23 protein-coding genes, 1 pseudogene and 3 riboswitches are annotated in these 25,413 nt (G+C 41.9%); of the genes and pseudogenes, 16 read left to right on the top strand and 8 right to left on the bottom strand.

The genetic code is table 11. The annotated features are described in order from the left end of the window. Positions 1-2: 2 nt before the first annotated feature. A complete protein-coding gene (locus tag AOX59_RS11035; protein ID WP_068445538.1) occupies positions 3-500 on the bottom strand; it encodes a hypothetical protein in 498 nt (165 codons plus the stop codon). A gap of 343 nt (positions 501-843) precedes the next feature. On the opposite strand from AOX59_RS11035, the gene AOX59_RS11030 reads away from it, so the two are divergent. The 5 genes from AOX59_RS11030 (at position 844) to guaA (ending at position 8,877) form a co-directional block, all read left to right on the top strand. After that, positions 844-2,355 carry an amidase family protein gene (locus AOX59_RS11030; RefSeq protein WP_068445535.1) on the top strand — a complete coding sequence of 504 codons (1,512 nt, stop codon included), beginning with the start codon at positions 844-846 and terminating at the stop codon, positions 2,353-2,355. Positions 2,356-2,474: 119 nt separating this feature from the next. Next, positions 2,475-3,440 (top strand): AAA family ATPase, encoded by a 966-nt coding sequence (locus AOX59_RS11025; RefSeq protein WP_068445532.1) that lies wholly within the window; start codon positions 2,475-2,477, stop codon positions 3,438-3,440. Further along, positions 3,437-4,705, top strand: coding sequence for a DUF58 domain-containing protein (locus AOX59_RS11020; protein WP_068445530.1), 1,269 nt, complete (start codon positions 3,437-3,439; stop codon positions 4,703-4,705). The genes AOX59_RS11025 and AOX59_RS11020 overlap by 4 nt, the downstream gene beginning before the upstream one ends. Beyond that, positions 4,702-6,900 carry a DUF4129 domain-containing transglutaminase family protein gene (locus AOX59_RS11015; RefSeq protein ID WP_068445528.1) on the top strand — a complete coding sequence of 733 codons (2,199 nt, stop codon included), beginning with the start codon at positions 4,702-4,704 and terminating at the stop codon, positions 6,898-6,900. Before AOX59_RS11020 ends, AOX59_RS11015 begins: the two co-directional genes overlap by 4 nt. A 142-nt stretch (positions 6,901-7,042) precedes the next feature. Further along, a riboswitch (purine riboswitch) is annotated at positions 7,043-7,144 on the top strand. Between the two features lie 197 nt (positions 7,145-7,341). Next, positions 7,342-8,877 (top strand): glutamine-hydrolyzing GMP synthase, encoded by a 1,536-nt coding sequence (gene guaA / locus AOX59_RS11010; protein ID WP_068445526.1) that lies wholly within the window; start codon positions 7,342-7,344, stop codon positions 8,875-8,877. A 73-nt stretch (positions 8,878-8,950) separates the two neighbouring features. Beyond that, a riboswitch (purine riboswitch) is annotated at positions 8,951-9,052 on the top strand. On the opposite strand, the gene AOX59_RS19695 is transcribed toward guaA, so the two are convergent. Beyond that, positions 9,030-9,260 carry a hypothetical protein gene (locus AOX59_RS19695; protein WP_218917901.1) on the bottom strand — a complete coding sequence of 77 codons (231 nt, stop codon included), beginning with the start codon at positions 9,258-9,260 and terminating at the stop codon, positions 9,030-9,032. Its footprint overlaps the riboswitch before it by 23 nt. Positions 9,261-9,315: 55 nt before the next feature. Here AOX59_RS19695 and AOX59_RS11005 point away from each other — a divergent pair, with 55 nt between their 5' ends. After that, complete coding sequence (locus AOX59_RS11005; protein WP_068445523.1) at positions 9,316-10,650, top strand: NCS2 family permease; 1,335 nt, start codon at positions 9,316-9,318, stop codon at positions 10,648-10,650. 40 nt (positions 10,651-10,690) lie between these two features. Here the strand turns inward: AOX59_RS11005 and AOX59_RS11000 are convergent, their stop codons facing one another. Beyond that, positions 10,691-11,854, bottom strand: a complete 1,164-nt coding sequence (locus AOX59_RS11000; protein ID WP_068445522.1) for an MFS transporter — start codon at positions 11,852-11,854, stop codon at positions 10,691-10,693. A gap of 600 nt (positions 11,855-12,454) precedes the next feature. On the opposite strand from AOX59_RS11000, the gene AOX59_RS10995 reads away from it, so the two are divergent. From AOX59_RS10995 to AOX59_RS10970, 6 genes and pseudogenes are all read left to right on the top strand, one after another. After that, complete coding sequence (locus AOX59_RS10995) at positions 12,455-13,417, top strand: alpha/beta fold hydrolase (RefSeq protein ID WP_237049251.1); 963 nt, start codon at positions 12,455-12,457, stop codon at positions 13,415-13,417. 128 nt (positions 13,418-13,545) lie between these two features. Then, positions 13,546-13,893 (top strand): DUF3139 domain-containing protein, encoded by a 348-nt coding sequence (locus AOX59_RS10990; RefSeq protein WP_068445519.1) that lies wholly within the window; start codon positions 13,546-13,548, stop codon positions 13,891-13,893. Between the two features lie 512 nt (positions 13,894-14,405). After that, on the top strand, positions 14,406-15,767 hold the full coding sequence (locus tag AOX59_RS10985; RefSeq protein ID WP_068445517.1) for a serine hydrolase domain-containing protein: 1,362 nt from the start codon (positions 14,406-14,408) through the stop codon (positions 15,765-15,767). 423 nt (positions 15,768-16,190) lie between these two features. Next, the gene (locus tag AOX59_RS10975) at positions 16,191-16,541 is read left to right on the top strand and encodes a DUF2200 domain-containing protein (protein ID WP_068445513.1); all 351 of its coding nucleotides are present in this window, start codon (positions 16,191-16,193) and stop codon (positions 16,539-16,541) included. Positions 16,542-16,602: 61 nt separating this feature from the next. Continuing rightward, positions 16,603-16,755 (top strand): annotated as a pseudogene (locus AOX59_RS20300) (VOC family protein); the annotation flags it as partial. Between the two features lie 20 nt (positions 16,756-16,775). Then, positions 16,776-17,015 (top strand): hypothetical protein, encoded by a 240-nt coding sequence (locus tag AOX59_RS10970; protein WP_068445511.1) that lies wholly within the window; start codon positions 16,776-16,778, stop codon positions 17,013-17,015. 142 nt (positions 17,016-17,157) lie between these two features. Here AOX59_RS10970 and AOX59_RS10965 read toward each other — a convergent pair whose 3' ends face one another. Continuing rightward, on the bottom strand, positions 17,158-18,390 hold the full coding sequence (locus AOX59_RS10965) for an ISL3 family transposase (protein ID WP_068440383.1): 1,233 nt from the start codon (positions 18,388-18,390) through the stop codon (positions 17,158-17,160). An 872-nt stretch (positions 18,391-19,262) separates the two neighbouring features. On the opposite strand from AOX59_RS10965, the gene AOX59_RS10960 reads away from it, so the two are divergent. Next, positions 19,263-20,105 carry a tyrosine-type recombinase/integrase gene (locus AOX59_RS10960; RefSeq protein ID WP_068445510.1) on the top strand — a complete coding sequence of 281 codons (843 nt, stop codon included), beginning with the start codon at positions 19,263-19,265 and terminating at the stop codon, positions 20,103-20,105. Positions 20,106-20,213: 108 nt separating this feature from the next. Here AOX59_RS10960 and AOX59_RS20740 read toward each other — a convergent pair whose 3' ends face one another. From AOX59_RS20740 to AOX59_RS10950, 3 genes are all read right to left on the bottom strand, one after another. Then, positions 20,214-20,318 carry a hypothetical protein gene (locus tag AOX59_RS20740; RefSeq protein WP_156418684.1) on the bottom strand — a complete coding sequence of 35 codons (105 nt, stop codon included), beginning with the start codon at positions 20,316-20,318 and terminating at the stop codon, positions 20,214-20,216. Between the two features lie 21 nt (positions 20,319-20,339). Continuing rightward, on the bottom strand, positions 20,340-20,876 hold the full coding sequence (gene msrA, locus AOX59_RS10955; RefSeq protein ID WP_068445508.1) for a peptide-methionine (S)-S-oxide reductase MsrA: 537 nt from the start codon (positions 20,874-20,876) through the stop codon (positions 20,340-20,342). Between the two features lie 101 nt (positions 20,877-20,977). Next, positions 20,978-22,534: a hypothetical protein gene (locus AOX59_RS10950; protein WP_068445506.1), complete on the bottom strand. Its 1,557-nt coding sequence runs from the start codon at positions 22,532-22,534 to the stop codon at positions 20,978-20,980. A 111-nt stretch (positions 22,535-22,645) separates the two neighbouring features. On the opposite strand from AOX59_RS10950, the gene AOX59_RS20035 reads away from it, so the two are divergent. Both AOX59_RS20035 and AOX59_RS10940 read left to right on the top strand, forming a co-directional pair. Then, positions 22,646-22,804 carry a hypothetical protein gene (locus AOX59_RS20035; RefSeq protein WP_169792875.1) on the top strand — a complete coding sequence of 53 codons (159 nt, stop codon included), beginning with the start codon at positions 22,646-22,648 and terminating at the stop codon, positions 22,802-22,804. After that, a complete protein-coding gene (locus AOX59_RS10940) occupies positions 22,782-23,492 on the top strand; it encodes an MOSC domain-containing protein (protein WP_068445502.1) in 711 nt (236 codons plus the stop codon). The genes AOX59_RS20035 and AOX59_RS10940 overlap by 23 nt, the downstream gene beginning before the upstream one ends. A gap of 41 nt (positions 23,493-23,533) precedes the next feature. Here the strand turns inward: AOX59_RS10940 and AOX59_RS10935 are convergent, their stop codons facing one another. Continuing rightward, on the bottom strand, positions 23,534-23,923 hold the full coding sequence (locus AOX59_RS10935; protein ID WP_068445501.1) for an Hsp20/alpha crystallin family protein: 390 nt from the start codon (positions 23,921-23,923) through the stop codon (positions 23,534-23,536). Positions 23,924-24,228: 305 nt separating this feature from the next. On the opposite strand from AOX59_RS10935, the gene AOX59_RS10930 reads away from it, so the two are divergent. Next, positions 24,229-24,876 carry a DUF2179 domain-containing protein gene (locus AOX59_RS10930; protein ID WP_068445499.1) on the top strand — a complete coding sequence of 216 codons (648 nt, stop codon included), beginning with the start codon at positions 24,229-24,231 and terminating at the stop codon, positions 24,874-24,876. Between the two features lie 98 nt (positions 24,877-24,974). Beyond that, positions 24,975-25,074: riboswitch (purine riboswitch) on the top strand. Positions 25,075-25,413: the final 339 nt, after the last annotated feature.

Below are 25,413 nucleotides of genomic sequence, written 5' to 3'. Positions count from 1 at the left end.
TCTCATGTCAAGGTTCCGTTTGTTTTTAATTTTTTTAACAGCAGCAAACGAATGATATTGCCGATAATGAGACCTGTCGGCAATCCGCCCAGCATGGGAAGCCACATAGGGCCAATCAGCTGTCCGAAAAGTGTGAACGTCGGTGAAAATATTAATCCGACTGTTACGAAATAAGCAGAAAACACAAAAGGGATAAAAGCGTAGGGCTTGCTTTTGCCTTCACCTTCCTTATAGGCGTCCCACATTGCGAAAAAATAAAGGCATGGATAGAACATCAGCCATCCATAATTTGTTTGGTTTACAGCTTCCTGAATCTGACCATTAAAACTCAATAGAATGATTTCGTTGAAGTTGCCCATAACATTCACTATGAATTCCAGCCCGATAAGCAGAATTCCTTTAATATATCGATGATTTAATATTTGACCAAATCCGGGCAGGGCAATACTCCACAGCAGCATTTCAAGCTTGCCTCTGTTTGTTCCCATTAATTTTCCCATCTCTGTTTACCTCTTTAAATAAAATATTTTTCAGTTGTAAAAGAACAGTTGCATCTCATTATTATGAGATCCGGCTGACTAATTACTTTGACATGCAAGAATGGTGTCTCATCACTTGTCTTTCTTTTAAGTTTCGGGTTATTTCAGGCAATAATATCGATGATTAAAATCCCTCCTATACCATTAGTTTGGCAGCAATGACATGTCCTATACTGTTTAATGAGTCAATCGCGGTCAGTGTGAAGCACGGGTGATGAATATTAAGAACATTGCGGTATCAGAAAATCTCACAATGCCTGTATAACGTGGTACAATAGAGTGAAAGTAGATGCGGGGGGATTACATGGATCTGCAAACCTATATGAAATTGGATGCAATCGATATTGCTGAACTTATCCGGATGAATGAAATGACGTCAGCTGATTTCCTTGAGCTTGCGTTCCGGCGGCTGAATGAAGTCAACTCCGATTTGAATGCTGTGGTTCATGACCGTAAGAGCCGTGCCGTGATTGAGGCTAAGAGAAATCATGGCAGCCAGATGTTTTCCGGCGTTCCGATGCTCTTGAAAAATCTTTCGCAGGCAGTGGCCGGTGAATACATCACATCGTCATCCAAATTAATGAAAAATATGATCAGTGAACATGATTCGAATTTCGTTTCCAGGCTTCGTGATGCCGGATTTGTATTTATGGGTCATACGAATACACCGGAATTTGGTTTGAAGAATATTACAGAACCTAAAATTTACGGTCCAACACGCAATCCGTGGAATATAAACCATTCTGCAGGCGGTTCAAGCGGTGGATCAGCCTCAGCAATTGCCTCAGGCGTTGTGCCGGCAGCAGGTGCAAGTGATGGCGGCGGTTCGATTCGGATACCGGCATCATTCACCGGCTTGTTCGGACTGAAACCAACACGCGGTCGAACGCCGGTGGGGCCTGGATCGGGACGGCAATGGCAAGGTGCTTCCATCGGTTTTGTGTTGAGCCGGAGCGTCCGTGACAGTGCAGCATTGCTTGATGTTCTGCAGGTTGTCCAGCCGGAAGCGGCTTTTCAGACACCGCTATTTCCGGGTGAATATAAAAATTTAGCTGATGTTGGCTTTGAGAAACCGATTAGAATTGCCTACTCAACAAAATCGCCGGTCGGCACCTCTGTTTCAAGTGATGCGCATGAAGCGGTTCTTAAAACAGTGCGCTGGCTGGAAAAAGAGGGCTATAACGTTGAGGAAAAAGAGAATGATGTTGATGGCGTTCAGTTAATGCAAGATTACTACATGATGAACAGCGGAGAAATTTCGGCACTTACCTCCCAATTAGAACGGTCACTGGGCAGAGCTTTAACGCCCGATGATGTTGAACTGGAAACGTGGTTGCTGCATAAAGCGGGTACGTCAGTATTGGCCTCTGATTTTTCAAGGAGCCTGGCCTCGTGGGATGAAGCGACGGCTAAAATGGAGGCACTTCACCGCACGTATGACTTTTTTATCACACCTGCTGCAGCCTATACGGCCCCGGAAGTCGGTGAGCTGACCTATTCAGAGGACGAACAGACAGGTTGGCGTGCCAACATGGACAAGGCCGATAAAGCGGAGCAGCAGAACATCATTTGGGATCTCTTTTTGCCGAGCCTCACGTATACGCCATTTACACAGCTTGCTAATCTTACCGGTCAGCCGGCGATGTCCGTACCGGTACACCTCTCAAAAGATGGCTTGCCAATGGGCGTCCAGGTGATGGCGTCGAAAGGGAAAGAGGACATGCTGCTGAAGCTGGCCTATCAGATGGAGCAATCCGACATCTGGCACGGGATGACAGGTAATCCAATGTATAAACGCTGGAATTCCAGCCTATAATAGATTGATAAGGCGAAGAAAAATGGAAAAATTCTGCTTGTTTGAACACGCGCTTTTACTTCACAAAGCATCTTTAGTATAGTTAAAAATGTAATAGTTCTTTGGGAGGAGTAGACCGAATGATGCAGGACACTGTCATAAATAATGAAAAGATCGAACGGGTTTTAGATAATATAAATAAAGTCATGATCGGCAAAGAGGAAGAAGCGATGCTGAGCCTTGTGGCATTATTGGCTCAAGGGCATGTCTTGCTTGAAGATGTGCCCGGTGTCGGCAAGACGATGCTTGTGAGAACACTGGCTAAATCACTGGATTGTGATTTCAGAAGAATCCAATTTACGCCGGATTTATTGCCGGCTGATGTAACAGGCGTATCGATTTACAATCCAAAAGAGATGGAATTCGAATTCCGCTCAGGTCCGATTCTCGGTAATATTGTACTCGCGGATGAGATTAACCGGACATCCCCAAAAACACAATCCGCTTTGCTCGAAGGAATGGAAGAAAAAAATGTCACGGTGGACGGCAATACCATCCCCCTGAAAGAACCATTCTTTGTCATGGCCACACAAAATCCAATCGAGTATGAAGGCACCTATCCGCTGCCGGAAGCACAACTTGACCGTTTTATTTTAAAAATGAAAATGGGTTACCCGACAGCTGAACAGGAGATGAAAATGCTTGAGAGGACATCGAAAAGCCACCCGATTGACAGTATTTCGGCTGTAATGGACCGGGAGGAATTAAAAGCAGTTCAGGAAGAAATCAAAGATGTGTATATCGATTGGAATGTCCAGCGATATATTATCAATCTAGTAACTGCCACCAGGGAAGATAGCGCCGTTTATCTTGGGGTAAGTCCGCGTGGTTCGATTGCCCTGATGAAGGTAGCAAAAGCTTATGCTTATATTCAAGGCCGTGATTTTGTGTTGCCTGATGACGTTAAGTATTTGGCGCCTTACACATTGGCGCACCGCCTTATATTAAATGCTGAAGCAAAATATGAAGGGTTAACACCTGATTCAATTGTTGAAAATATTATTCAACATACACATATTCCGATTCGAAGGGAATTTAATTCATGAATGGCAGCATTCGATTCATCGGTAAACTGAGTTTTGTCGTGTTTATGCTGCTTCTGCTATTTTCATTTGCGATGTTTCAGGGCGGATTTGTCAGCTGGTTTCTTTTTTACGGTGCCCTGCCGATTCTTTTGTACCATATAGGGTTGCTCTTGTATCCGATTAAAAAATGGCGCATCACACGTAGACTTTCCCGCCATGTCACCAGGGCCGGAGACAACCTACAGGTGAATCTTCGCATTAAACGAACCTTTCCATATCCATTATACTATTGTGTCTGTGAGGAGATACTTCCTGACACATTACAGAAAACCGATAATGCCAGTGAACGATACCGCTATTTGAGCCAGCCTGAAAAAATGAACGCTGCCCGCCGGATTAAAAAAATTATCTTTCCGGGGTTCCGCCGTATTATTGAAATACCGTACGATATTGAGGGCATCCCGAGGGGGGAACATAAGCTTTATGCAATACGGGTCCGGACCGGCGACGTTTTTGGAATGGTGACCAAAGAGCATGTTTTTCAGGTTGAAGATCAAATCGCCGCATTTCCAAACGAGCGTTCTGTTTCAATTGCAGAGCGGTTTAGCAGCTATGATCAGGGTGCAGCTTCCTCAAGTGCGATGAATTTAAAAAACACCAATGTGGCCACTGGCATCAGGGAGTATACACCGGGGGATAAGTTTTCGTGGATTGATTGGAAGCAGACTGCCAAGAAGAATACGGTGATCACGAAAGAATTCGAACAGGAAAAAAGCACGGACACATTAGTGGTATTGGACGCAAGTTTCCATCAAGACATTAATGAGCTGGCATTTGAGAGTGGTGTTGAACTGACGATGTCGCTTTTGGAATCGATTCAAAGGCAAACCTCACAGGCAAGTTTTCTGTCAATCGGGAGGGATACCATTCATTTTCCGCTCAATCATGATCCTGCCAAAAAGGATTGGATCAGAAGGCATTTGACGAAGGTACAGCCGGGCGGGAATATTCCCTTTGCCGTCAAATTACGGGAAGAAATTATGCAGATCACTGCAGGTGCCAATATGATCCTTATAACGACCCGGTTGGATCATGAATTCTCCAGGACGGTCAGACACCTCAGACAGAGGACGAAAAAATTAGTCGTTATTTTCATCCAGGCGTTTTCGTTAATCTCGGCGGAAGAACAAGCGCTGATCCGGCAGCTCCGGGGTGAAGGTTCGGTCGTCAATGTGCTGTCCGAAGATGAATTGTCCCGGAAAATAATTGAGGTGAACATTGTATGAATGCCAAAACCCCATTTTTCTACACCTCACTTTTATATATTTGTGCGTTTATTTTATTTATGGAGTGGCTTTACCCGGTCAATCAGATCGGTGAAGTGACGAACATGACTGTGTTTATTTTATATACACTGTTTTGCTTTTTTATTTCACTGCTCGGTGTTAAATGGTGGCTGTCGATGCCGCTGAAAGGCTTGGGTCTCATATTTATTCTTGACAGCCTGTTTATGACACCGACAATATTCAGCATAACTTGGGTGAAGCAGTTTCTGGCGGAAGTCGGCTTTAATCTTAATGCGCTCTTTTCTCAGCAATGGTATGAACTGACGCCATTATTCCGAAGCATGTTATTTTTAGTGCTGATTTGGATGCTGAGCTATTTATTGTATTATTGGTTTATTGTCATGAAGCGTGTCTTTGTTTTTGCACTTTTGACATTCATTTATGTAAGTCTCTTAGATACATTCACACCATACGAAGCTGATGGCGCCATTGTCCGGACGTTTATCGTGTCGTTTGCGGCCTTGGGTTTGTCAAACTTTTCCAAGGAAATCAGCAAAGAATCAATCAGCATTTCCTGGGCGAAAAAAGCGCCTATGTGGGCGATTCCGCTTATATCTGTTGTGTTATTCTCGACATTGATCGGTTATGCGGCACCTAAGTTTGGACCACAGTGGCCTGACCCGGTTCCGTTTATTCAAAGTGCAGCTGAAAATGCCGGCGGCCCCGGTGTCGGCGGAGGCGTACAAAAAGTCGGCTACGGGGAGGATGACAGCAGATTGGGCGGCTCGTTTGTCCAGGACTATACGCCGGTTTTTCAAGCCGCTGCGAAAGAAGAGCATTACTGGCGCGTTGAAACGAAAGATATCTATACCGGTAAAGGCTGGGAAAAATCGAGCGATCCCCGGTTTGAGCCGCAGTACGGTGGCAATATTTCGCTTGACACATTTGCAAATGATGTTGTTGAAACGGAAAGATTGCAGACCATGCTGGATTTTCAGGAAGACAGTCAAATGGAAAAACTGGTTTATCCATATGGCGTCAATCAGGTGGAAGCTGACCAGAGGGAAAGGTTAGATTTGCAGTTGGATCCGCAGTTCGGGGAAATCCGGGCACAGAGGGACGGTAATAGTATGCCGCTTGATCAATATACCATTCATTATGACATGCCTTCGTTTGCAATTGATGAGCTGCGTGAAACGAGCCCTGATGATGACCCGCAAGAATTGAAAGAACATTTCACCCAGCTTCCGGATTCACTGCCGGATCGCGTTTCTGAGTTGGCGGAAGAAATCACACAAGATGAGGACAACCGCTATGATATAGCACGTTCCATTGAATCATATTTTGGCAGAAACGGATTTACGTACCAGATCAGCAATGTCCCTGTTCCTGAAGAGGATCAGGATTATGTGGATCAGTTTCTGTTTGAATCAAAAGCAGGCTACTGTGATAACTACTCAACTTCAATGGTTGTTATGCTGCGTTCCCTTGATATCCCGGCACGATGGGCAAAAGGATTCACGGGCGGAGAGGTCGTTGAAAACGGTGAAACATCAGATGATTACGATGTTTATGAAGTGACAAATGCCAACGCCCATTCATGGGTGGAAGTGTATTTTCCGGGCCAAGGCTGGGTTCCGTTTGAGCCGACACAAGGTTTTTCCAATCTGACAGATTTTCATATGAACATGGATGAAACGGGTGAGGAAAGCGCGCTGGAATCTGAAGAAGAGGAGTCAGCGCAGGGGCAGCAGGAAGAGATGCCTGAGGAAGAAGAGACCGCCCCGGCAGCAGCGCAAAATGACAGTAACTCGGGCGGTTTTGAAATAAATTGGTGGTATGTACTGATTGCCATTCCGGCGGCTGGTTTTCTAGTATGGCTGATTTACCGAACAAGATTCCGGTGGCGAACGGTTTATTTGTCCCGTAAATTGCAGCGGAGGCAAGATGCGAAGACGTTTCAGGAAGCCTATCATTGGTTATTAGTGCTGCTTAAGCATAAGGGATATGGCAAAGACCCGGGCCAGACATTACGGGAGTACGCCCAACAGATAGACTTCCATTATGAGACATATGCAATGAATCAATTAACACATCAATATGAACGCATTTTGTATAAAAACGAAATAAACGAACAGGGCATACACCAATTAAGCGATTCCTGGAAAAATTTAATGAAGGAAATAATGACTTGACCGATGCTGTATAGCTTAGTAAAATTAAGTGAAACTTCATTCAGTGGAACGGTTTTTCCGCTGAATAAAGCCGTACCCTAATAGACAGTTGTCGCTGCATGCTGATTATGCTTTGTTGCGGACCGCTCTCTGTTAAGCGGGTAATAATAATGCTAGCGCCGTTCATATATCCTCGATAATATGGATCGAAAGTTTCTACCGGAGTACCGTAAATACTCTGACTATGAAGGCGGATTTCAATAGGTTGCGTGACGTATAACCTGGATTTCTGCCTTCGTACAGTTTTAGGCTGTATGCGGGTGGGAGTCCAGTTTTTTAAATAGGTGAGGGCGAGACAGAACTCGTGCAAGAGTGGCACAAACGCGTGCGAGACTCTCAGGCCCGCCCGTCAAATGAATCTAAGAAAGCCACTAATGCAATACACGATAGGAGCGAAATTGAATGGAACAAAGCGAAATGATTTTAGTTCTGGATTTTGGCAGCCAGTATAACCAGCTGATTACAAGACGTATCAGGGAACATGGTGTTTACAGTGAATTGCACTCACACCAGATAACAGTCAGCGAAGTAAAGGACATGAATCCAAAAGGAATTATTCTGTCAGGCGGACCGCACAGTGTCTATGATGACAATAGTTTTCGCTGTGATCCAGCAATTTTTGAATTGGGAATTCCGGTATTTGGCATATGTTATGGTATGCAGTTGATGGCTCTGCATTTTGATGGTGAGGTTTCCAAAACATCGAATCGTGAGTATGGCAAAGCGGAAATTAATTTAAACCAGAATCCGGAATTGTTAGACGGCACCCCGGCTAAGCAAACAGTTTGGATGAGCCATGGGGATAAGGTTATCAAGTCTCCTGAAAATTTCCGGACAGATGCAACGAGTCCTTCAACGCCAATTGCCGCTATGAGTAATGCAGAGCGCGGGTTGTACGGTGTGCAGTTTCACCCTGAAGTGCGTCACTCAGAATATGGCCACGAGGTGCTAAGGAGCTTTGTTTACGATGTGTGTGGCTGCGAAGGTGATTGGACGATTGCGAATTTCATCGAGATGGAAGTTACCAATATCCGTCAGCAGGTTGGCGACCGGAAAGTGCTATGTGCTTTAAGCGGCGGTGTTGATTCATCTGTTGTCGCAGCACTTATCCATAAAGCAATTGGAAATCAGCTGACATGTATATTCGTTGATCATGGCCTACTCAGGAAAAATGAAGCGGAAGAAGTGACCGCAACGTTCCAGGATGATTTTGATATGAATTTTATCAAAATCGATGCAGCTGATCGGTTTTTGTCAAAATTAAAAGGCGTCGATGATCCGGAACAGAAACGGAAAATTATCGGCAACGAATTCATATATGTTTTTGATGATGAAGCGGACAAACTAAAAGATATTGATTTTTTGGCACAGGGAACCCTTTACACAGATGTTATCGAAAGCGGAACGGAAACTGCCCAGACGATCAAGTCACACCATAATGTCGGCGGACTGCCGGATGATATGCAATTTGAACTGATTGAACCGCTGAACACATTGTTTAAAGATGAAGTAAGAGAGCTCGGCTTGCAGCTTGGTCTGCCGGAAAACATCGTGTGGCGGCAACCGTTCCCAGGTCCGGGACTTGCTATTCGGGTCCTGGGTGAAGTGACTGAGGAAAAACTTAAAATTGTCCGTGAATCGGATGCGATCCTGCGTGAGGAAATTGCGGCTGCGGGTCTGGAACGGGACATTTGGCAATACTTTACCGTTCTTCCGGATATCCGCAGTGTCGGTGTCATGGGAGATGCACGCACATATGACTACACGATTGGAATAAGAGCAGTGACGTCCGTTGATGGGATGACATCAGACTGGGCGCGCATTCCATGGGATGTTCTGGAAAAAATATCAACGCGTCTCGTGAATGATGTTGAGCATATTAACCGTGTTGTTTATGATGTGACGAGCAAACCGCCGGCAACAATCGAGTGGGAATAACGAATAATAAGACATAAAAAAACATTTAATGTTCGTTTTTTAAGTTGACGATATCGTATTATTGTAGTAGGCTATTTATATAATTTCATATATGCGTATAATTTGGGGAATACGGCCCAAGAGTTTCTACCGGATCACCGTAAATGGTCTGACTACGCAGGATTGAGTACATGATGTGAACATTTTAATGTTTCTTCAGATTGCTTTTTCTTGCTTTGTTCGCACTCTTGCCCCGTCAGGAGTGTTTTTATTTTTGAATTTTTGGCGAAGGCTATTTCTACAGGACGGTTTTCGCGTTGATTGTTGCTTTTTTTGAAGGAGCGGAAGGCGGCGACACCAACGGGAAAGCGTCTGCCTACAGCGGTTCGAAAAGCAGCTCTCATCACCATAGATAACAACTTTTAACTAAAAGCCCCGGGAAGGTTTGGAGGATAGCAAATGAAAAATTATTTTCGCTTCGAAGAATTAGGCACGAATTACAGACAGGAATTCATGGCTGGAATGACAACATTTTTGGCCATGGCTTATATTTTATTTGTAAACCCGTCCACACTCGCACTGGTCGGTATTGAAGAGCTGCCTGAAGGGGTCACTCGAATCGATCAGGGGGCTGTATTCACGGCTACTGCGATCGCTGCTGCCATCGGTACGTTAATCATGGGGCTTTTTGCAAAATATCCGATTGCTCTGGCACCCGGGATGGGGCTGAATGCCTTTTTCTCCTATACAGTGGTGCTGGGGTTTGGAATACCTTGGGAAACTGCGCTGGCCGGCGTTTTGGCTTCGGGACTCATTTTTATTGTATTGACGTTAACCGGCTTGCGGGAAAAGGTCATTAACGCGATTCCAGGCAACCTTAAAATGGCAGTCGGTGCCGGAATTGGTGTTTATATTGCTTTTATCGGTTTTCAGAATTCCGGAATCATTGTCGGGGATGATGCAACGTTAGTGACTTTAGGTAATTTGACCTCGCCGACCGTACTCTTGGCGGTTTTCGGGATTGTCATTTCAGTTGTTTTACTTAGCCTGAACATTAAAGGCGGCATTTTTTACGGGATGATTATAACAGCCGTTGCCGGTATGCTGACGGGGCTGATTGAACCGCCATCAGGCATCGGCGGGATTGTCGGTGAAGTACCGAGTGTGGCACCAACATTCGGTCAGGCATTCATACATTTTGGTGACATTTTTACGATTGAAATGCTTGTTGTTATTCTGACATTTTTATTCGTTGATTTCTTTGACACCGCAGGAACCCTTGTGGCAGTTGCCAACCAGGCTGGACTGATGAAGGATAATAAATTGCCGCGTGCCGGAAGAGCATTGATTTCCGACTCAGCTGCAACGGTTGCCGGAGCGGTTATCGGCACATCCACTACAACGTCGTATATTGAATCAACAGCCGGGGTTGGAGCTGGCGGGCGAACCGGATTTGCATCGGTTGTGACGGCAGGGTTTTTCATTCTGGCCTTGTTCTTTTCTCCGCTATTGAGCGTTGTAACAGCAGAAGTGACCGCACCTGCGCTGATTATCGTAGGTGTTATGATGGCAGCTTCATTAAAAAATATTGACTGGGATCAATTTGAAATTGCTGTACCGGCATTTTTGACTGTTGTCACGATGCCGCTTGCATACAGTATCGCGACCGGTATTGCCATGGGCTTTATTTTCTATCCAATCACGATGATTTTAAAAGGGCGCATTAAAGAAATCAACCCGGTCATGTATGTTCTGTTTGTCATATTTATTTTGTATTTTATCTTCTTGAGTTAATAAAAAAAGCGGAGCCGCAAATTGGAGAGGCTTCGCTTTTTTATATTCCACGGATTTGTCTTCTCGTTTTCATTGTGTGATAAATAGTTAGAAATAGCGTCCCTATCGCTGACGAAAAACCAAGCACTGCATAAAGGGTGCCGCCGCCGTATGAATCAATGAGCGCGCCGCCCAGGAGAGAGCCGATAATGCCGGAAATACCGAAAAATACCGCGTAAAACATCAGGTGCCCGGTTGATTGCAGGAGCCTCGGAATCAGCCGCGTAACGTAATCCAGTGCTGCCAGGTAAAACACGCCAAAGGTAATACCGTGTAAAAATTGCAGTGAAATGATATGCAGTGGGTCGCTTGCCGCTGCATATAAGAACCAGCGTACGCTATAGACAATACCTGCAAAGATAATAAAGATGAGTGTATGATAGTTGCGGAACCAGCGGCCGGCAAGCGCAAAAACAAGTGCTTCGCTCGCAACACCAATAAACCATGCAACGCCGACAAGCCCTTCATTTCCGCCGAGCTGCTTGATATACAGGCCGATGAAACTGTCGCTGGTCCGGTGTGTCATCGTGATAAACATGATGAAAAACAAAAATAGCAGAAAAGGTTTATTGCCTAATAGTTTCTTGATATCTCCAAGCTGGACCGGATCGGATTCGACTTTCACATCAGTCAGCTTGAACGTGACAATCAGTGCAATGGTGCCGAAAAACAAATACGGCCAGATCATATATTCGATACCGGCTGCCGTTAAAATTTGTCCGATGACAAGTGAAGATATCGCAAATCCAATGGAACCCCATGTGCGGATGGTTCCAAACGATATATTCAAATCATCAGCGCGACGCTGACCAAGGCTGTCACCAAGCCCGCCAATCGGTGATGTAAAAAAATAAAAAACAAAACCTGCCAGCAAAATGGCAATGAGGCTATTCATCTGAAAAAATACAACACTGCTGACGAGAAGGCCGGAAATACAGATTAATAGAACATATTTGACTGTTTTATATTTATCACTCATGTATCCCCAGAAAGGCTGGGCAATTATCGCTGCCAAAGGACCCACAGCGAGCACCCAGCCTATTTCTGTGCCGTTCAGCCCTTTATATTCCAAATAAAGCGGCAAAAAGCTGAGGATGATTGTATTCGTGGCATGGAAACTGAATAGCAGCATTTTTAGTGATGTGAGTGATTGCGCATTGGACATGTGGTTCGCTCCTGTTAAAAAAAGTTGGCTGATGCGAAATTAGTCATAATCTCAAGTATATGCCACACGGATTGTGCAAACAAGTTATGCGACATGAAGGAACGTATGGAATAAGGATTCACAAAAAAGGAGCGGGCATATTAGGCTAAGTAGTTCACTTATGGTGGAGAAAATAATAATTAGCGGCTATATTTTACTGGCATAAGAATGTTTTGATAAATTAGTCAACCATTTTATCAACCGTATTAGCACCAAAAATAACAAAGCGACAATAAATATTGTCTTGCTCTAAAAATATTGATAAAACGGGTCGAAATTGCTTTGCTAAAACACATTTTACATAAGTGATGATTTAGCGTGCATTGTGCAAAAATAGAGATGTGTTTTAAAAATATTAACCAGATATTCTGAGTATTTGTGTTAAAATAAGGTTTAAGGTTGTAACGAATTGGTCTTAAATTGAACATTTTGGGTTTCAAGCTTTATGCAACAATCGGGCCAGATTGTTGAGTAAGGAAATAAATAAATTGCTAAACAACGAAGCATTTCTTTTGTAATCGTACTAACGTGAAAACAGAATTAAAATTATAGGTGGGGAATATGAGAAAAAGATTTAAACGTCTTATGCTGATAATATTTACGGGGATTATTTCAATTTTTGTGTTGATTCTTTCCGTGAGCTTTATTAATCATAAAATACAGTTATCAAAAGAAGAGGAACTATTTGTTCCGACTGGACAACTTGTAGAAGTTAATGGTCATCAAATGCACGTTTATACAGAAGGAAATGGAGAAGAAACACTAGTTTTTATGTCTGGTGGTGGCACGAGTTCACCTGTATTAGATTTTAAATCACTTTATTCCTTGTTAAGTGATAAATATAGAATTGTTGTTATTGAAAAGGCAGGTTATGGATTTAGCGAAGTCACAGATACTGATCGAGACATTGATACAATTCTATCCGAAACAAGAGAAGCTCTTTTAAAGTCAGGAGTTGAAGGTCCTTATATTTTATTTCCTCATTCTATGTCTGGCATTGAAGCCTTAAACTGGGCGCAAGTTTACCCTGATGAAATAAAAGCAATCATTGGATTAGATATGGCTGTTCCCGCTGCGTATGAGAATTTTGATATTAATATGTCGCTTGTTCGGTTAGGTGCTTTTGCTGCAAATACAGGATTAACTAGATGGATTACGAACCTATCTGAAAGTGATGCAATAAAATATGGGACGTTGACAGATGAGGAGAAAGAATTATACAAAGCCATTTTTTATCGAAGAACATCGACTAAAGATATGATCAATGAAATAAAAAATATTAAAGCAAATGCACAAAAAGTCAAAGAAGCTGGAACACCAAGTGTACCTATACTTTTGTTTTCATCAAATGGTCAAGAAACAGGCTTTGATGAAAAAAGGTGGATTGAAATCCAAAATAATTTTAGTAATAAGAATGATAACGCGAGACTAATCGAGTTAGATTCGTCTCACTATATTCATAATATTGAGTATGGGCGAATAGCAGAGGAATCGAAAGAATTTATTGAAAGTTTAAATCGTTAAAAAAGGTGAAAGTTTAAATTCTATGCAGAACCAATGTTCACCAAACGGGCGCCATTCTTGAATAGAAGTCGTTCATTCCCGAGTTGAACAGGAAAGAAGAAACAAAAATACTACTAAGAGGGATTACATTGAAAAAAGGAACAAAAATTATACTTGTTTTATTAACACTTTTAGTTGCTGTAATTGGTGTAATTTACTTAACTATAACACCTGATCAAAGTGGAATAAAAAAAGTGGAAAAGTCAGTAGAGCAATATTTATTAGAGGAAAAGGATTATAAAAGTAATGAAATAAAAACTATTAGTGGTAATTATAATCCAAAAAATGTGGGGAACTCTAATATATCTGCTTATACGGCTCACGTTGTTTTTAAAGATGAACCACAAGTAACATATACTTATTTTATACATGAAGGACAAGTCACACAAGGAGGCATTAGTTCTCCTAAAGACCAAAACATTCACAAAGAGGATTAAATCGTTGACAATATTCTAATTTTCTGGAGAGAAAAGCCCAAACTTTCCCAAACATTTTACGCAAACGGCGCCATTCCGGAATAAGATTTGCGGGAAAAAATGCATCATCAGAAGATTTTGCTTAAGAAGGAGTGATCAAAATCAACGATGATAAAAATAACGAAGATAGTACATCATTAAAGATTGTATCTTTTTGGTTTTCTATTCCAAGAATTTTACGTGTGGGATTTTTCTGGCTGATAATAATCATACTTGCAATATTTGGATGGGTGAAGATAATTACAAATTACTTTTAGCGTGTATAGAACTTATTCAAGAAAAGGGTGCGAGAACGGAATAAGATCATGCTCCCCTTTTTGTGTCTATAGGCCAATGAATGGAATAAGTTATTGCAATAAAAAAGGGGGTGAAATAAATAGAGTCAAACAGAGGGGAACGGTAGCTTAACAAATTTTTATGAAACCATTTGATTGTTAAAACGTATAATTATTTAAAATAAAGGAGGCGTTACCTTGGATAAAAAAGCGTACGAGAAGTTTGCTGAATCACTCATAAATGCCCATCAAACTCCAGGAGCAATGGTCGCATTGAACAATCAACGTTACGAAAAAGGATTCGGCTACCGGGATCGAGAAAATGAATTACTCGTTACAGCTGACACCATTTTTGGGATTGGGAGTATTACAAAGTCAATGACTTGTATCGCAATACTTCAGCTACAAGAAGACGGCAAACTATCTGTCCACGATACTATTAAAACATATCTGCCCGAGATTACGTTCAAAGGGAGTGATGATATAACACTTCACCACCTGATGACCCATACATCCGGCATTTCTCCGTTAAATACGCTTTTTTACGCAAATAAGCAATCAATGGAGAGGGATGGTTCATTCGATCTACAGGTTAAGCTGGGTGTACCCCTTGACCGAGAGCAAGATAGCATTGATACGTACGACGATCTTATAAACTATTTAAATACGATTCAATTTGTCCCTCTTGATCGACCTGGGCGATCATTCAGCTATTCAAACGACGGCTACGCTCTCCTCGGCATTATTATTGAACGTGTTAGTGGACAGTCGTATGAACGCTATATAGAGACAAATATCTTTCAACCTCTCGGGATGAAAAATAGTTTTTTTGATCCCGATAGATTGGATGATCGGGCGGCACGCCTGTACAGCGTTGATCTGACCGCCGAGACACCAACGGTTGAACACTCACCTGAATGGTGGGATGCGCCCGCGATGTGGGCAGCCGGTTATGTAAAATCAACGGCCAATGATATGCTTCGCTTCGGAGATGTTTTTTTGAACGACGGCAATGGTATTTTAACTCTGGAAAGCCTCGAGGTGCTAACTTCCCAACACATTGAAGTTGAGCCCGGTCTGCATTATGGTTACGGTGTCATCGTCATACCTGACTTTTTTGGTACAACGCTCATTGAACACGGCGGAGGAATTAAAGGAGTGACAGCACAATTTGCAGTATTGCCTGAGAGAGGCATTGCAGCCATTTGTTTAACGAACATTGCCGGTGCTCCTGCTGAAGCTCTTTTAAATGGGGCAATACAAAGCGAAATGGATATTGAGCCTGATAAGAAAGCCATCAAATATGACGATTACGCGCTCACTGAAGCAGACCGCCAAGCGATCATCGGTACTTATAAGTCCAATGAGGGGCAAACGATAAAAGTCTATGAAAAAAATGCAGCTATTTTTGTGGAATACTTAGAAACCGAAATCCCAACCCGCCCCGTCGGGAGAAGAGCTGTCACAATTGCAATGCATGGGACTGAGTATTTACTGCAGTTTACAGACAACCGTCTTCATTTTGGATTTAGACAACTCCTTAAAAGTGAAAATGAATAGATGATAACTCATAAAGGATGAAATATTATTAAACAATAGGGCGCGCTTCCGGCATAAAGATTATCACCTAAAATGTGTATAAGGGTGACTGAACAAAATAGAACCATTACCGGGGGAAGGATAAGTGTGTTAAAAAATAGTATTATAATTGCTTTGTTCTTTTTTGTAGGATTTACAATCAGTGATTTAATCTTTAATGAGAAAATTCAATGGATAGACAACATTGGAGTTTCTGTTTTTACATTTTTAATTTACTGTTTCTGGGAGTGGTCCAAAAAACCATATGATTGGAATAAGAATAAATCTGCAAGATAACATTTTGTTCTTTAAACAATACGATCGGGCGCTTATCTGGAAGGAACGACTGGCGCCCCATCTTGCGGAAAAGACCCATTTAACGGAATAATTACAGGAGGATGTATCATGGCCAAACATAAAATCTATACAATGAGTGTTGCAAGTGTCTATCCCCATTATGTTACAAAGGCGGAGAAAAAAGGACGTACGAAAACAGAAGTCGATGAAATCTTCCGGTGGTTAACAGGGTATAGCCAGGAAGAATTAGAAGCACAACTAGAAAAACAAACAGACTTTGAGACCTTCTTTGCGGAAGCTCCCCAACTGAATGCCTCACGGACTTTGATCAAAGGTATGATCTGTGGCGTCCGAGTGGAAGACATCGAGGAACCAACCATGCAGGAAATTCGCTATTTAGATAAACTAATCGATGAGTTGGCAAAGGGAAAAGCGATGGAGAAGATTTTGCGAAAATAATAATCAAAACAAAGAAACGAGAAAGGATTGATTTGTAGTGGAAAAAGTAACTCCATTTTAAATGTTTCAAGATGGTAAAAAAGAAGAAGCAATGGAGTATTACATATCCCTTATTTAGGATTCGGGCATGAAAAGCATAACTCGTTACGGAGCAAATGAATCTGGAGAAGAAGGAACAGTGATGCATGCGACATTTTCTTTGAAGGGGCAAGAATTAAGGGGGGAATAAATTCTATGGACGATAGAACAATAACTAGCGACGATGCAATTTTCTTTATGGATATGGTGAATTCTGCTAGAAGTCCTAATCATGTACCCGGATTTTATCGAGTTAAACCGTATTATAAAATATTGGATGATCCAGAATCCAATGAATTTCAGCGGTTTATAAAAGTTTATAATGCTAGTAAACATGTCTTACAGGAAAGGGAACAAAAGATTTTGGCTATTCGCTATTTAGTGTTGAAAAGTTAGTATAATAGCACCACATAAATCTACCATTCCTTGTTTGCTGCCTGTATTGTCTTGGATGCTTTACAGGTCGTCAAGGAAAGCGCTTGACAACCTGTAAAGCATCCAAGGGAGAGTTGGCAAGCAAACGAAGGAAACACTATAGTCATGGCTCAACAATTAAATCAAGTTTGTTAACTGTCGCGTAGATCATGGCGATGAAATTGTCCGTAGAGCGGTAACCTCGAGCCTTTCTCTTGGCAGCTTGAACCAGGCCATTTATGCCTTCAAGCAGCCCATTGGTCAATTTGGTAATGAACCACCTTAAAATACCGTCCTTGTGCTTTTTCAGTGACTTTGCAGCCTTGATCATAGGTTCCAACTGTGAACGGATGGCCCAGTCATACCATGCATCAAAATAAATATCAGAGGATAGCGGTGATAGTTGCCACATCTTCTGGAGGGATAATTTTATGCGATAGGCACGCCCTGTTTTTAAGTCCATGTCCTTAAGTTTCTGGAATTTACTGTCCTGCTTTTTGGTTAGATTTTCTTGGTTTTTTAGCCACACGTAACGTGAATTTTTCAGTAATGGTTCGGTCGCTTGTTCATGTTTGCGAACCTTATCCAATGCTTCGTTCACCAGCTTCATGACATGAAATTTATCAAATGTGATCGATGCATCGGGGAAATTCGCTTCAATTCCTGCTATAAACGAAGGCGACATATCCGAACATATTTCCCTGATTTGGGAAGGGGAAACGCCTTTGCGTTCAAGGAACTGGCAAAAGTCCTGTAATACATCTGAACTTTTTCCTTCTGTGGCGAACAATAACCGTTTAGTATCCGTGTCGATAAACAGTGTCACGTATTTATGTCCTTTGGCACGGGATGTTTCATCAATGGCGACGCGTGTCACACTGGAGACATCAAGCTCCTTCATCGCTTGATGAACATAATACTTAAATACACGCCAGAGACGGGTATCATGTTCACCAACCTTACGAGCAACAGCTGCCACAGGCATTTCAGCCATTAAGGACATCACATGATAATCAAAGAATAATGAAAACCCGGCACCCGGCCGTGCCCAGTCTATCTTGACGGTACGTATTTTACCGCAGGATTCACAATTAACACGCGGCATTCTGGCATGAAGCAATGTTTGATATTGCCAAAAATCAAGGTGTCGCCATGTGCGATCCTGATCATAAATATCATGGACTTTACAGCCTGGATTTCCACAGTTAGGACATGTAAATTCAGCACCTGATCTGTATTCGATATAGATGTGTAAGGTCTTTTCATCTTTTGCCAGTTCATGATGAAAAACATACCAAGGTTCAGGTATTTCCAAGGCAGATTGAAACATATTATACTTTTCTTCAAAATTCTTCATAAAGCCAACACTCCCGGGTAATTTAATAGTTTTTACCCAGTATGGACAGCTATATGAAACATTAGACTAAACATTAAATAGCGAGGAAGCAAGATTTTAGACGATTTATACGGGATAACTAAGCCAAGAGTCACCCTAAAAAAAGCTAGTATACCACACAACATAAAACCGGAACGTGTCAGACAAATACGCAATAAGGCGGAACTGAAAATAGTAACATGTTTGTTGAAACAATTTAAAGGGTTATTAAAATAACATGGATTAAATCAATGAAGCTTTACTGTCTGATGAATAAACCTTTAGGGTGCTTTTCTGCAATAAGTGGAGAGGCTTTTTCTTCTTCAAGTAAAATGAGACAATATTATGCAATTAAGTAAAAATAAGTAAGATTTTAAGGAAGGGTCTTGATGAAAAATCATATAAAGGTAAATGGGAAGCTTCTTCAAACAAACGTTTTTCACAATTGAAAGAGAGTCAAAAGAATTGGATAGTTCCAGAGCTTTAGAAGCTTTACCACAATAAAATGAAGGAAAGACGTACAACAAGAAAACTTCCTCCGTATCACCGTGATATAGTTATTTCATCTCTATATGAACAGATTCAGAACAGAGAAATATGATTCCTTATGGTGAGGTAAAAAAATACACATTTAGTAAAACCACAAAGATAGTAAAATCGTTTAAAAAACAATTTCCTCAGTTGAGCGCGGAGATTGAAGTTGAGCACGCTAAAAAAACGAATGGATTTTGAACTTTTGTACCGTAATAAAGCGCAAATCATTGTTAATACATTTCGATTGTTGAATAAAGATTGTGTAAAAAGGCCATACTAGAATCAAATTAATTGATTCATAGTGTGGGAGCGTGAAAAACATGTTGTTGTCAGAAGCATGGGAAAAGTACCAGTCAGATAAAAGAATCGAAGGTTATTCTCTTCTTACTTTGAAGATGTATGGCTTTCAATGTGATCTTTTAAAGCGTTATTTCGGTGATATCAGAATGAACGATATTACAACTGAAAATCTGAAGCAATACCTAGGCGAAGCCGGAAGACATTTAAAACCATCAAGTTTGGGTCATCGTGTTCGATTCATTAAATCCTTGTTTAAATGGACCCATGAGGAAGGGTTCATCGTTAAAAATCCTGCTGCTAAATTAAAAGAACCTAAGTTAGGCAAGCGAATTCCAAAGTTTCTTTCCGAACATGAGATTGAGCACCTTCGAGAAGGATGTCATACATCGATGGAGAATGCTATGTTTGAATTTTTTTATTCTACTGGCTGCCGCATCGGAGAAGTTGCGAAATTAAATCGGAACGATATTAATTTTACGGGAAATTCGGTAATTGTGCATGGGAAAGGTGATAAGGAAAGAGAGGTGTATTTTAATATACGCTGTGCGATTTGGTTAAAAAGGTATTTAGAAGAACGTGACGATGACGAACCATGTTTATTTGTCACAGAGCGTAAACCCATAAGACGTATGAGTGTGGACACTTTGAGATACATTGTCAAACGTATTTCTAATCGTTCTGGAATCAAGAAAACGATTCACCCGCATCAATTGCGTCACAGTTATGCTACACACATGGTAGACAACGGTGCTCCCCTTGAAGTAATTCAAAGCCTTCTTGGTCATGAAAAGAGTGAGACAACAAGGATTTATGCTCATCTAAGTGGGAAATTAAGACATGATTTTTATAGCAAATATTTTTGAAGCGGGTCAGATCGCGGGAAATCAGCAATAATACTATAACCTATCATACTCAACAAAATTGCCTGATAGGCTGTATATTGCAAATATTTTCATCCAACCTTTTATTCTTTATACCTTATTTTTATAAGTCAAATAACGTATGTATTTTTCTAAAGGACCCTCTATTTGACGACGATTCATGAAGTATGCGACTGATAAAGTAACCGTCCACATAACGATGCCAAGTACTTAATATTATGCCTGTTGCTTCCATACTTTTCCGATAAATTCATCTCGGCCGGATTCGGCGCGGTCTTTTTCATAATGCTCGGCATTCTTTTTATAAAAATCCTGATGGTCGTCTTCGGCTGGATAAAAAGGTGATGCCGGAAATATCTTTGTAACAATCGGATATTTAAATTTACCACTGTCAGCAATTGTCTGTTTTGATTGTTCAGCGAGTTCACGCTGCTGTTCATTATGATAAAAAATGGCCGTCCGATAAGAGTCTCCGCGGTCATGAAATTGTCCGCCATCATCAGTCGGATCAATCTGACGCCAGTAAATATCCAAAATCTCGTTATAAGTGATCACTCCCGGGTCATATGTGATCTCGACGGCTTCATAGTGCCCGGTTGTGCCACTTTTAACATCTTCGTATGAAGGGTCCGGCATACGCCCGCCCGTATAGCCTGACAAAACACCATGGATGCCGTCCCATTGGTCAAATGGCTTCACCATACACCAGAAACAGCCCCCTGCAAAGGTTGCTTTTCTCAGCTGTATTGTCATATCTCGTTCCTCCAATAGTCTATAGCTGCCTGATTATTGTAACATAAAGCGAAACTTCCTACATCATCCGGTATGTCCTGCCCGTGCTGAAAATTTTCAAGCTACAAAAAGTACGGACCGAAAAATATTGCAACCATCAGAGCATGTGCTCCTGCAAAATAAACGATTCTTGATGGTGCATGCCAATCACGGGTTGCTTTGGCAGATTGAGCCGCAATATAGGCAATAACAGCTGAGACCAGGATAAAGACATATGAGCTGCCGGGAAACGTTAAATAGTCAGGTGCTCTTTCGAATATGTCATCAATGAAAACCATGTCCCGGAACAGGAGTACGGCCAGCAAGTAAACGGCAATCCCCGCATAAAAGAACCATGATTGCTCTTCATCCAGTTTTCGGCCTTTAATGGCATACATAAGCACAATGAACAATACCGGCCACATCAGCCAGATGGTCGTGACAAGGATCGTGATCAGCACTTTCGCAAGCATCCCGAATGTTTTGCCTGACGCGCGCAGCCAGTCATCCTGATTGAGACTTGAGGCTTTATCAATGATTGCCGGGTTGCTTGATGATACATAAATGTTTTTCGAATCACTGCTCTGCTCTAGCCACATAATCGTCGAATCATTCACCCATTGCGGGTAAGTGCCTGATTTGGGACTGTTACTTTTTCGAAAGGTTTCAATTCTTCCGTTATCTGTGATGGCGGCCGAATATATATTGAATGCTTGATTGTTCTGGTATTTTGTTTCTGTATAGCCACCTGCGCTGAACAGAAGGTGCGGTGCATCATTTTGATAGGAAATGGTTATATTGTTTGCTTCTGTTAGTGCACCTTCTCCGGCAGGATCGGCAAAGGATAGTGGCTCGAGTGACGGCGCTCCGCTGCTGCCGAGGGAGGTTTCAGTCACATATGTATAGGATTGCGGCGAGCCCTGGGACTGTTTTTGCACTGTTTCCATAATATAGGCAAGATTTCCATCATGAACGGCAAAGTTGATATCTTCTACTGTTTGCATGGGATCAATTTGGAATGATTCCTCATGAATCATTTCAGCCTTTTGATCAGCCAGTTCATAGACATTGAGTTCCACATCATTGTTTCGTGACGTCTCTGTCATGAAATAAATATGATTTTTGCCCTGGAACGGAATGATTTCATCACGATTATCACCCAATTCCATGATCTCTAGTGATTCATGATTTGCCGGGTTTAGTTCGTATAATATGTTTTCCTTTATGTAGAGTGCCGTATTGACCAATGGATAAAACCGGTCCGCATCAGCAACAATCACATTGCCTTCCTTATCGCGTATATCACTGTAATCATAATAAATAAGGTCATCACCGTTAAGAAATACTTGAGTCCATTTATCAAGCGGAATATCATATGATGTTTCATTGAGCAGTTCAAATGCCTGATTGAACGTTTTTACCCGAAGAAGGTCCGGCTCATATGTCTGGAGCACATAATTTCCTTCTGCGGTTTCTCTGACGGGAAGTTTTTTATCGAGGGTGGTCTCCCCAATCTTATAACCTCTGCTCCAGTTCTCATCAGGGCGTTCTGTTACATCGGCAATGCTTTCGTTCAGCATCAGAGATATACCAAGTATGATGACAATAGACGGTAAAATCCAAAATATATGTTTTTTCATTCTGATCCTCCTGTACCTATGATAATTTTATCACAAACTCTTGAAAAATTTATGTATATTATTGAAAATTTTCCGGTAGCATATTTTTTAACTGTATATCCAGAGGCATCAATGCCGACGAACGACCCGTCATCGTTTTATTACAGGAAACTTGAAGAGAACACTATTTCCCAAAAATATACAGGTGCCATTTTCGTTTTTGCGCTATTAAAGATACAATATAATATAGCAGGAGGGAGTGGGGCAGATGCCGAAACCGTTTGTCAATAAAATTATGACAGGGAAAGTTAAGCGTATGGGAACGCCTGATGCGAGAGCCCCAATGGAGCGCGAATGGGAAAGTGGTATTTTCAAAAACATCATGGATGGTCCGCAATGGATCGGGAATGAAGGCTTTTCCACTGACGAGATAGCGGATAAAAAAGCACATGGCGGTCCGGAAAAGGCCGTTTTTGCCTATCCGTCAAAACATTACCGTTATTGGCGAGAAGATATGAATATAACTGAAATGGGCGTCGGGGCGATGGGTGAAAATCTGTCACTTGAAAAGGCTGATGAAACAACGATCTGCATTGGTGACACGTACCGGTTCGGCGACAGCATTATTCAAGTATCCCAACCAAGAAGGCCATGCTGGAAACCTGCCAGACGCTTCCGAGTGATGGATTTGGCATTAAAGATTCAAAATAGCGGGCGGACAGGTTGGTATTTCCGTGTTCTGCGGGAAGGGTATGCAGAGGGAGACAGGGAAATGGAGCTTATCGAGCGCCCTTATCCCGAGTGGACAATTGCAGCCGCAAATGAGGTCATGTATGTAAAGAAACGGGATCTTGATTTGATTGAACAGCTGGCCTCGCTTGAATTGCTTGCACCTAACTGGAAAAAGTCGCTAAACAAGCGGCTGCAGGGAAAACAGTCATCAGATGCCAAACGTGTCTATGGTCCGAACAAGGACTAACGGGACAGGGGGACGGGATCGTTGTCCCCCCTCATTAAGATTCATAAGCTCCGAAGACGAAATAGGCGTATGACAACCAGGCCATTCTGATAAGAAACATTAATTTTGTCCTGTTTTACTGGAAATGGAAGGGCAATCCTTCGTTCAAAAACGCCCTGCACAATTTCTTCTTTGATGACTTTGCCGCCTTTAAAGCCAATATCGATGACACCTTTTATTTCAAGCAAGGTGTGGTTGCAGAAAATAGCAATTTGATTCGGATCGGTTAATCCGGGAATGCAGGCGACACAAATCAATTCGTGGTCATATTGATAAATATTGATTTGCGGAATTGTTGGCTTTATAATATTTTCAACTTCATTCCAGAAATGACCGCTGAAAAAATGATCAACATGATTGCGCCAGTCGGACATTTTCTTAAAAGAAGCCATGTAAGAAACACCTCATTCCGGCGAAAGTATTGTTACAGAGGTTGTTCAAAAAGTCCAGTAAAAATGACACGTTGGTGTTTCTAGTTGACTTGTTTTTTCGCTCCTTGGAAAAGAAGAACACTAATGCTCGCGTGCCCGGTTCTGTTCAACTAACATTCAGCGGAGAAATTCCGCTGAATGAAGTTTCACTTTAACTTCCTTTTTGAACATGCACTAACAGTTTATGCAAGGGGGCTTTATTGGGTGAATATCATGGCTAAGGAGAAAACAATCATCCCGGCTGTAACCGGCAGGAGGTAAAAAAAGTGCTCAGTAATGCGTTTGTTATGGTAACTATTATATTAATCATCAATATTGTTTATGTGTCGCTTTCAACTATGCGAATGATTCTGACACTGAAAGGGCGGCGCTACATGGCTGCCTTTGTAAGCATGTTTGAAATTGTTGTTTACGTTCTGGGGCTGGGTCTTGTGCTAGATAATTTGAACGAAATACAGAATATCCTTGCTTATGCCATCGGGTTTGGTATTGGGGTTATCGTCGGCACTAAGATTGAAGAAAAACTGGCATTGGGTTATATTACCGTCAATGTGATTTCATCGGATCCTTATATTGATTTCACCCGTCAGCTCCGGGACAAAGGGTATGGGGTTACAAGCTGGTTTGCTTATGGAATGGAAGGCGACCGGTTGGCCATGCAAATTTTGACACCAAGGAAATACGAGCTGAAACTTTATGAAACAATCAAAACGATTGACCCGAAAGCATTTATTATTTCGTATGAACCGAAACAGATCAACGGCGGTTTCTGGGTGAAGCAAGTACGGAAGGGCCGGCTGTTCGATAATAATCAAAAAAATGATGAAGATGGTGGCGGAAACCCGGCATCAGCAGCTCAAGCGTCAATTTCAAAACCGGGAAATGACCGCAGCCAGCAACATTTCAACAAATAAAATGACAGTTAACGCATAAAAACCGAACATTAGATATTTTATATAAACAATCGTTCGATTTTAATTGACATCATAAACTGCCTTTGCTATGCTTGTGCTATAAAATCATACGCTGCTCTCATATATTTTCGGGGATATGGCCTGAAAGTTTCTACCCGGTACCGTAAATGCCGGACTATGAGGGAGGATGGAATCTCGCTGTGACAGCACGCCTGTTTAACCTGCCCTTCCAGCTGGATTGGCGCTGGTGTTTCAACAGGCAGACGTTTATTGAGTTGTGCGAAGTCTATTCATCTTCTCTCATACACATGGGGAAGTTGGATAGACTTATTTTATTTAGGCTCTTTTCGTAAATTTCGTTGCTCTTTAATCTTCGTAGTTGACTCCTGCGGGAAAAGCGGGCAGCTAAAGACTTAGCAGGAAGCGGTCTTTGCTTCCGAGGAGGCTGAAGCGTTGCCCTAAGGTGCGTGACTGCCCGGAACGGATACCAATCCTTTTGCAACGGATGTTACGTAAAAAATAAAAAACATTCAATAT

This window comes from Lentibacillus amyloliquefaciens (assembly GCF_001307805.1).
In the GTDB taxonomy this organism is placed as follows: Bacteria; Bacillota; Bacilli; order Bacillales; family Amphibacillaceae; genus Lentibacillus; species Lentibacillus amyloliquefaciens.
This window is presented reverse-complemented; position numbering and strand designations above follow the sequence as displayed.

Excerpts from the sequence above, each read along its gene's own strand:
- AOX59_RS11035 (WP_068445538.1), bottom strand. The coding sequence starts at position 500 with ATGGGAAAATTAATGGGAACAAACAGAGGCAAGCTTGAAATGCTGCTG.
- AOX59_RS11030 (WP_068445535.1), top strand. The coding sequence starts at position 844 with ATGGATCTGCAAACCTATATGAAATTGGATGCAATCGATATTGCTGAA.
- AOX59_RS11025 (WP_068445532.1), top strand. The coding sequence starts at position 2,475 with ATGATGCAGGACACTGTCATAAATAATGAAAAGATCGAACGGGTTTTA.
- AOX59_RS11020 (WP_068445530.1), top strand. The coding sequence starts at position 3,437 with ATGAATGGCAGCATTCGATTCATCGGTAAACTGAGTTTTGTCGTGTTT.
- AOX59_RS11015 (WP_068445528.1), top strand. The coding sequence starts at position 4,702 with ATGAATGCCAAAACCCCATTTTTCTACACCTCACTTTTATATATTTGT.
- guaA (WP_068445526.1), top strand. The coding sequence starts at position 7,342 with ATGGAACAAAGCGAAATGATTTTAGTTCTGGATTTTGGCAGCCAGTAT.
- AOX59_RS19695 (WP_218917901.1), bottom strand. The coding sequence starts at position 9,260 with ATGAGAGCTGCTTTTCGAACCGCTGTAGGCAGACGCTTTCCCGTTGGT.
- AOX59_RS11005 (WP_068445523.1), top strand. The coding sequence starts at position 9,316 with ATGAAAAATTATTTTCGCTTCGAAGAATTAGGCACGAATTACAGACAG.
- AOX59_RS11000 (WP_068445522.1), bottom strand. The coding sequence starts at position 11,854 with ATGTCCAATGCGCAATCACTCACATCACTAAAAATGCTGCTATTCAGT.
- AOX59_RS10995 (WP_237049251.1), top strand. The coding sequence starts at position 12,455 with ATGAGAAAAAGATTTAAACGTCTTATGCTGATAATATTTACGGGGATT.
- AOX59_RS10975 (WP_068445513.1), top strand. The coding sequence starts at position 16,191 with ATGGCCAAACATAAAATCTATACAATGAGTGTTGCAAGTGTCTATCCC.
- AOX59_RS10970 (WP_068445511.1), top strand. The coding sequence starts at position 16,776 with ATGGACGATAGAACAATAACTAGCGACGATGCAATTTTCTTTATGGAT.
- AOX59_RS10965 (WP_068440383.1), bottom strand. The coding sequence starts at position 18,390 with ATGAAGAATTTTGAAGAAAAGTATAATATGTTTCAATCTGCCTTGGAA.
- AOX59_RS10960 (WP_068445510.1), top strand. The coding sequence starts at position 19,263 with ATGTTGTTGTCAGAAGCATGGGAAAAGTACCAGTCAGATAAAAGAATC.
- AOX59_RS20740 (WP_156418684.1), bottom strand. The coding sequence starts at position 20,318 with ATGTGGACGGTTACTTTATCAGTCGCATACTTCATGAATCGTCGTCAA.
- msrA (WP_068445508.1), bottom strand. The coding sequence starts at position 20,876 with ATGACAATACAGCTGAGAAAAGCAACCTTTGCAGGGGGCTGTTTCTGG.
- AOX59_RS10950 (WP_068445506.1), bottom strand. The coding sequence starts at position 22,534 with ATGAAAAAACATATATTTTGGATTTTACCGTCTATTGTCATCATACTT.
- AOX59_RS20035 (WP_169792875.1), top strand. The coding sequence starts at position 22,646 with ATGCCGACGAACGACCCGTCATCGTTTTATTACAGGAAACTTGAAGAG.
- AOX59_RS10940 (WP_068445502.1), top strand. The coding sequence starts at position 22,782 with ATGCCGAAACCGTTTGTCAATAAAATTATGACAGGGAAAGTTAAGCGT.
- AOX59_RS10935 (WP_068445501.1), bottom strand. The coding sequence starts at position 23,923 with ATGGCTTCTTTTAAGAAAATGTCCGACTGGCGCAATCATGTTGATCAT.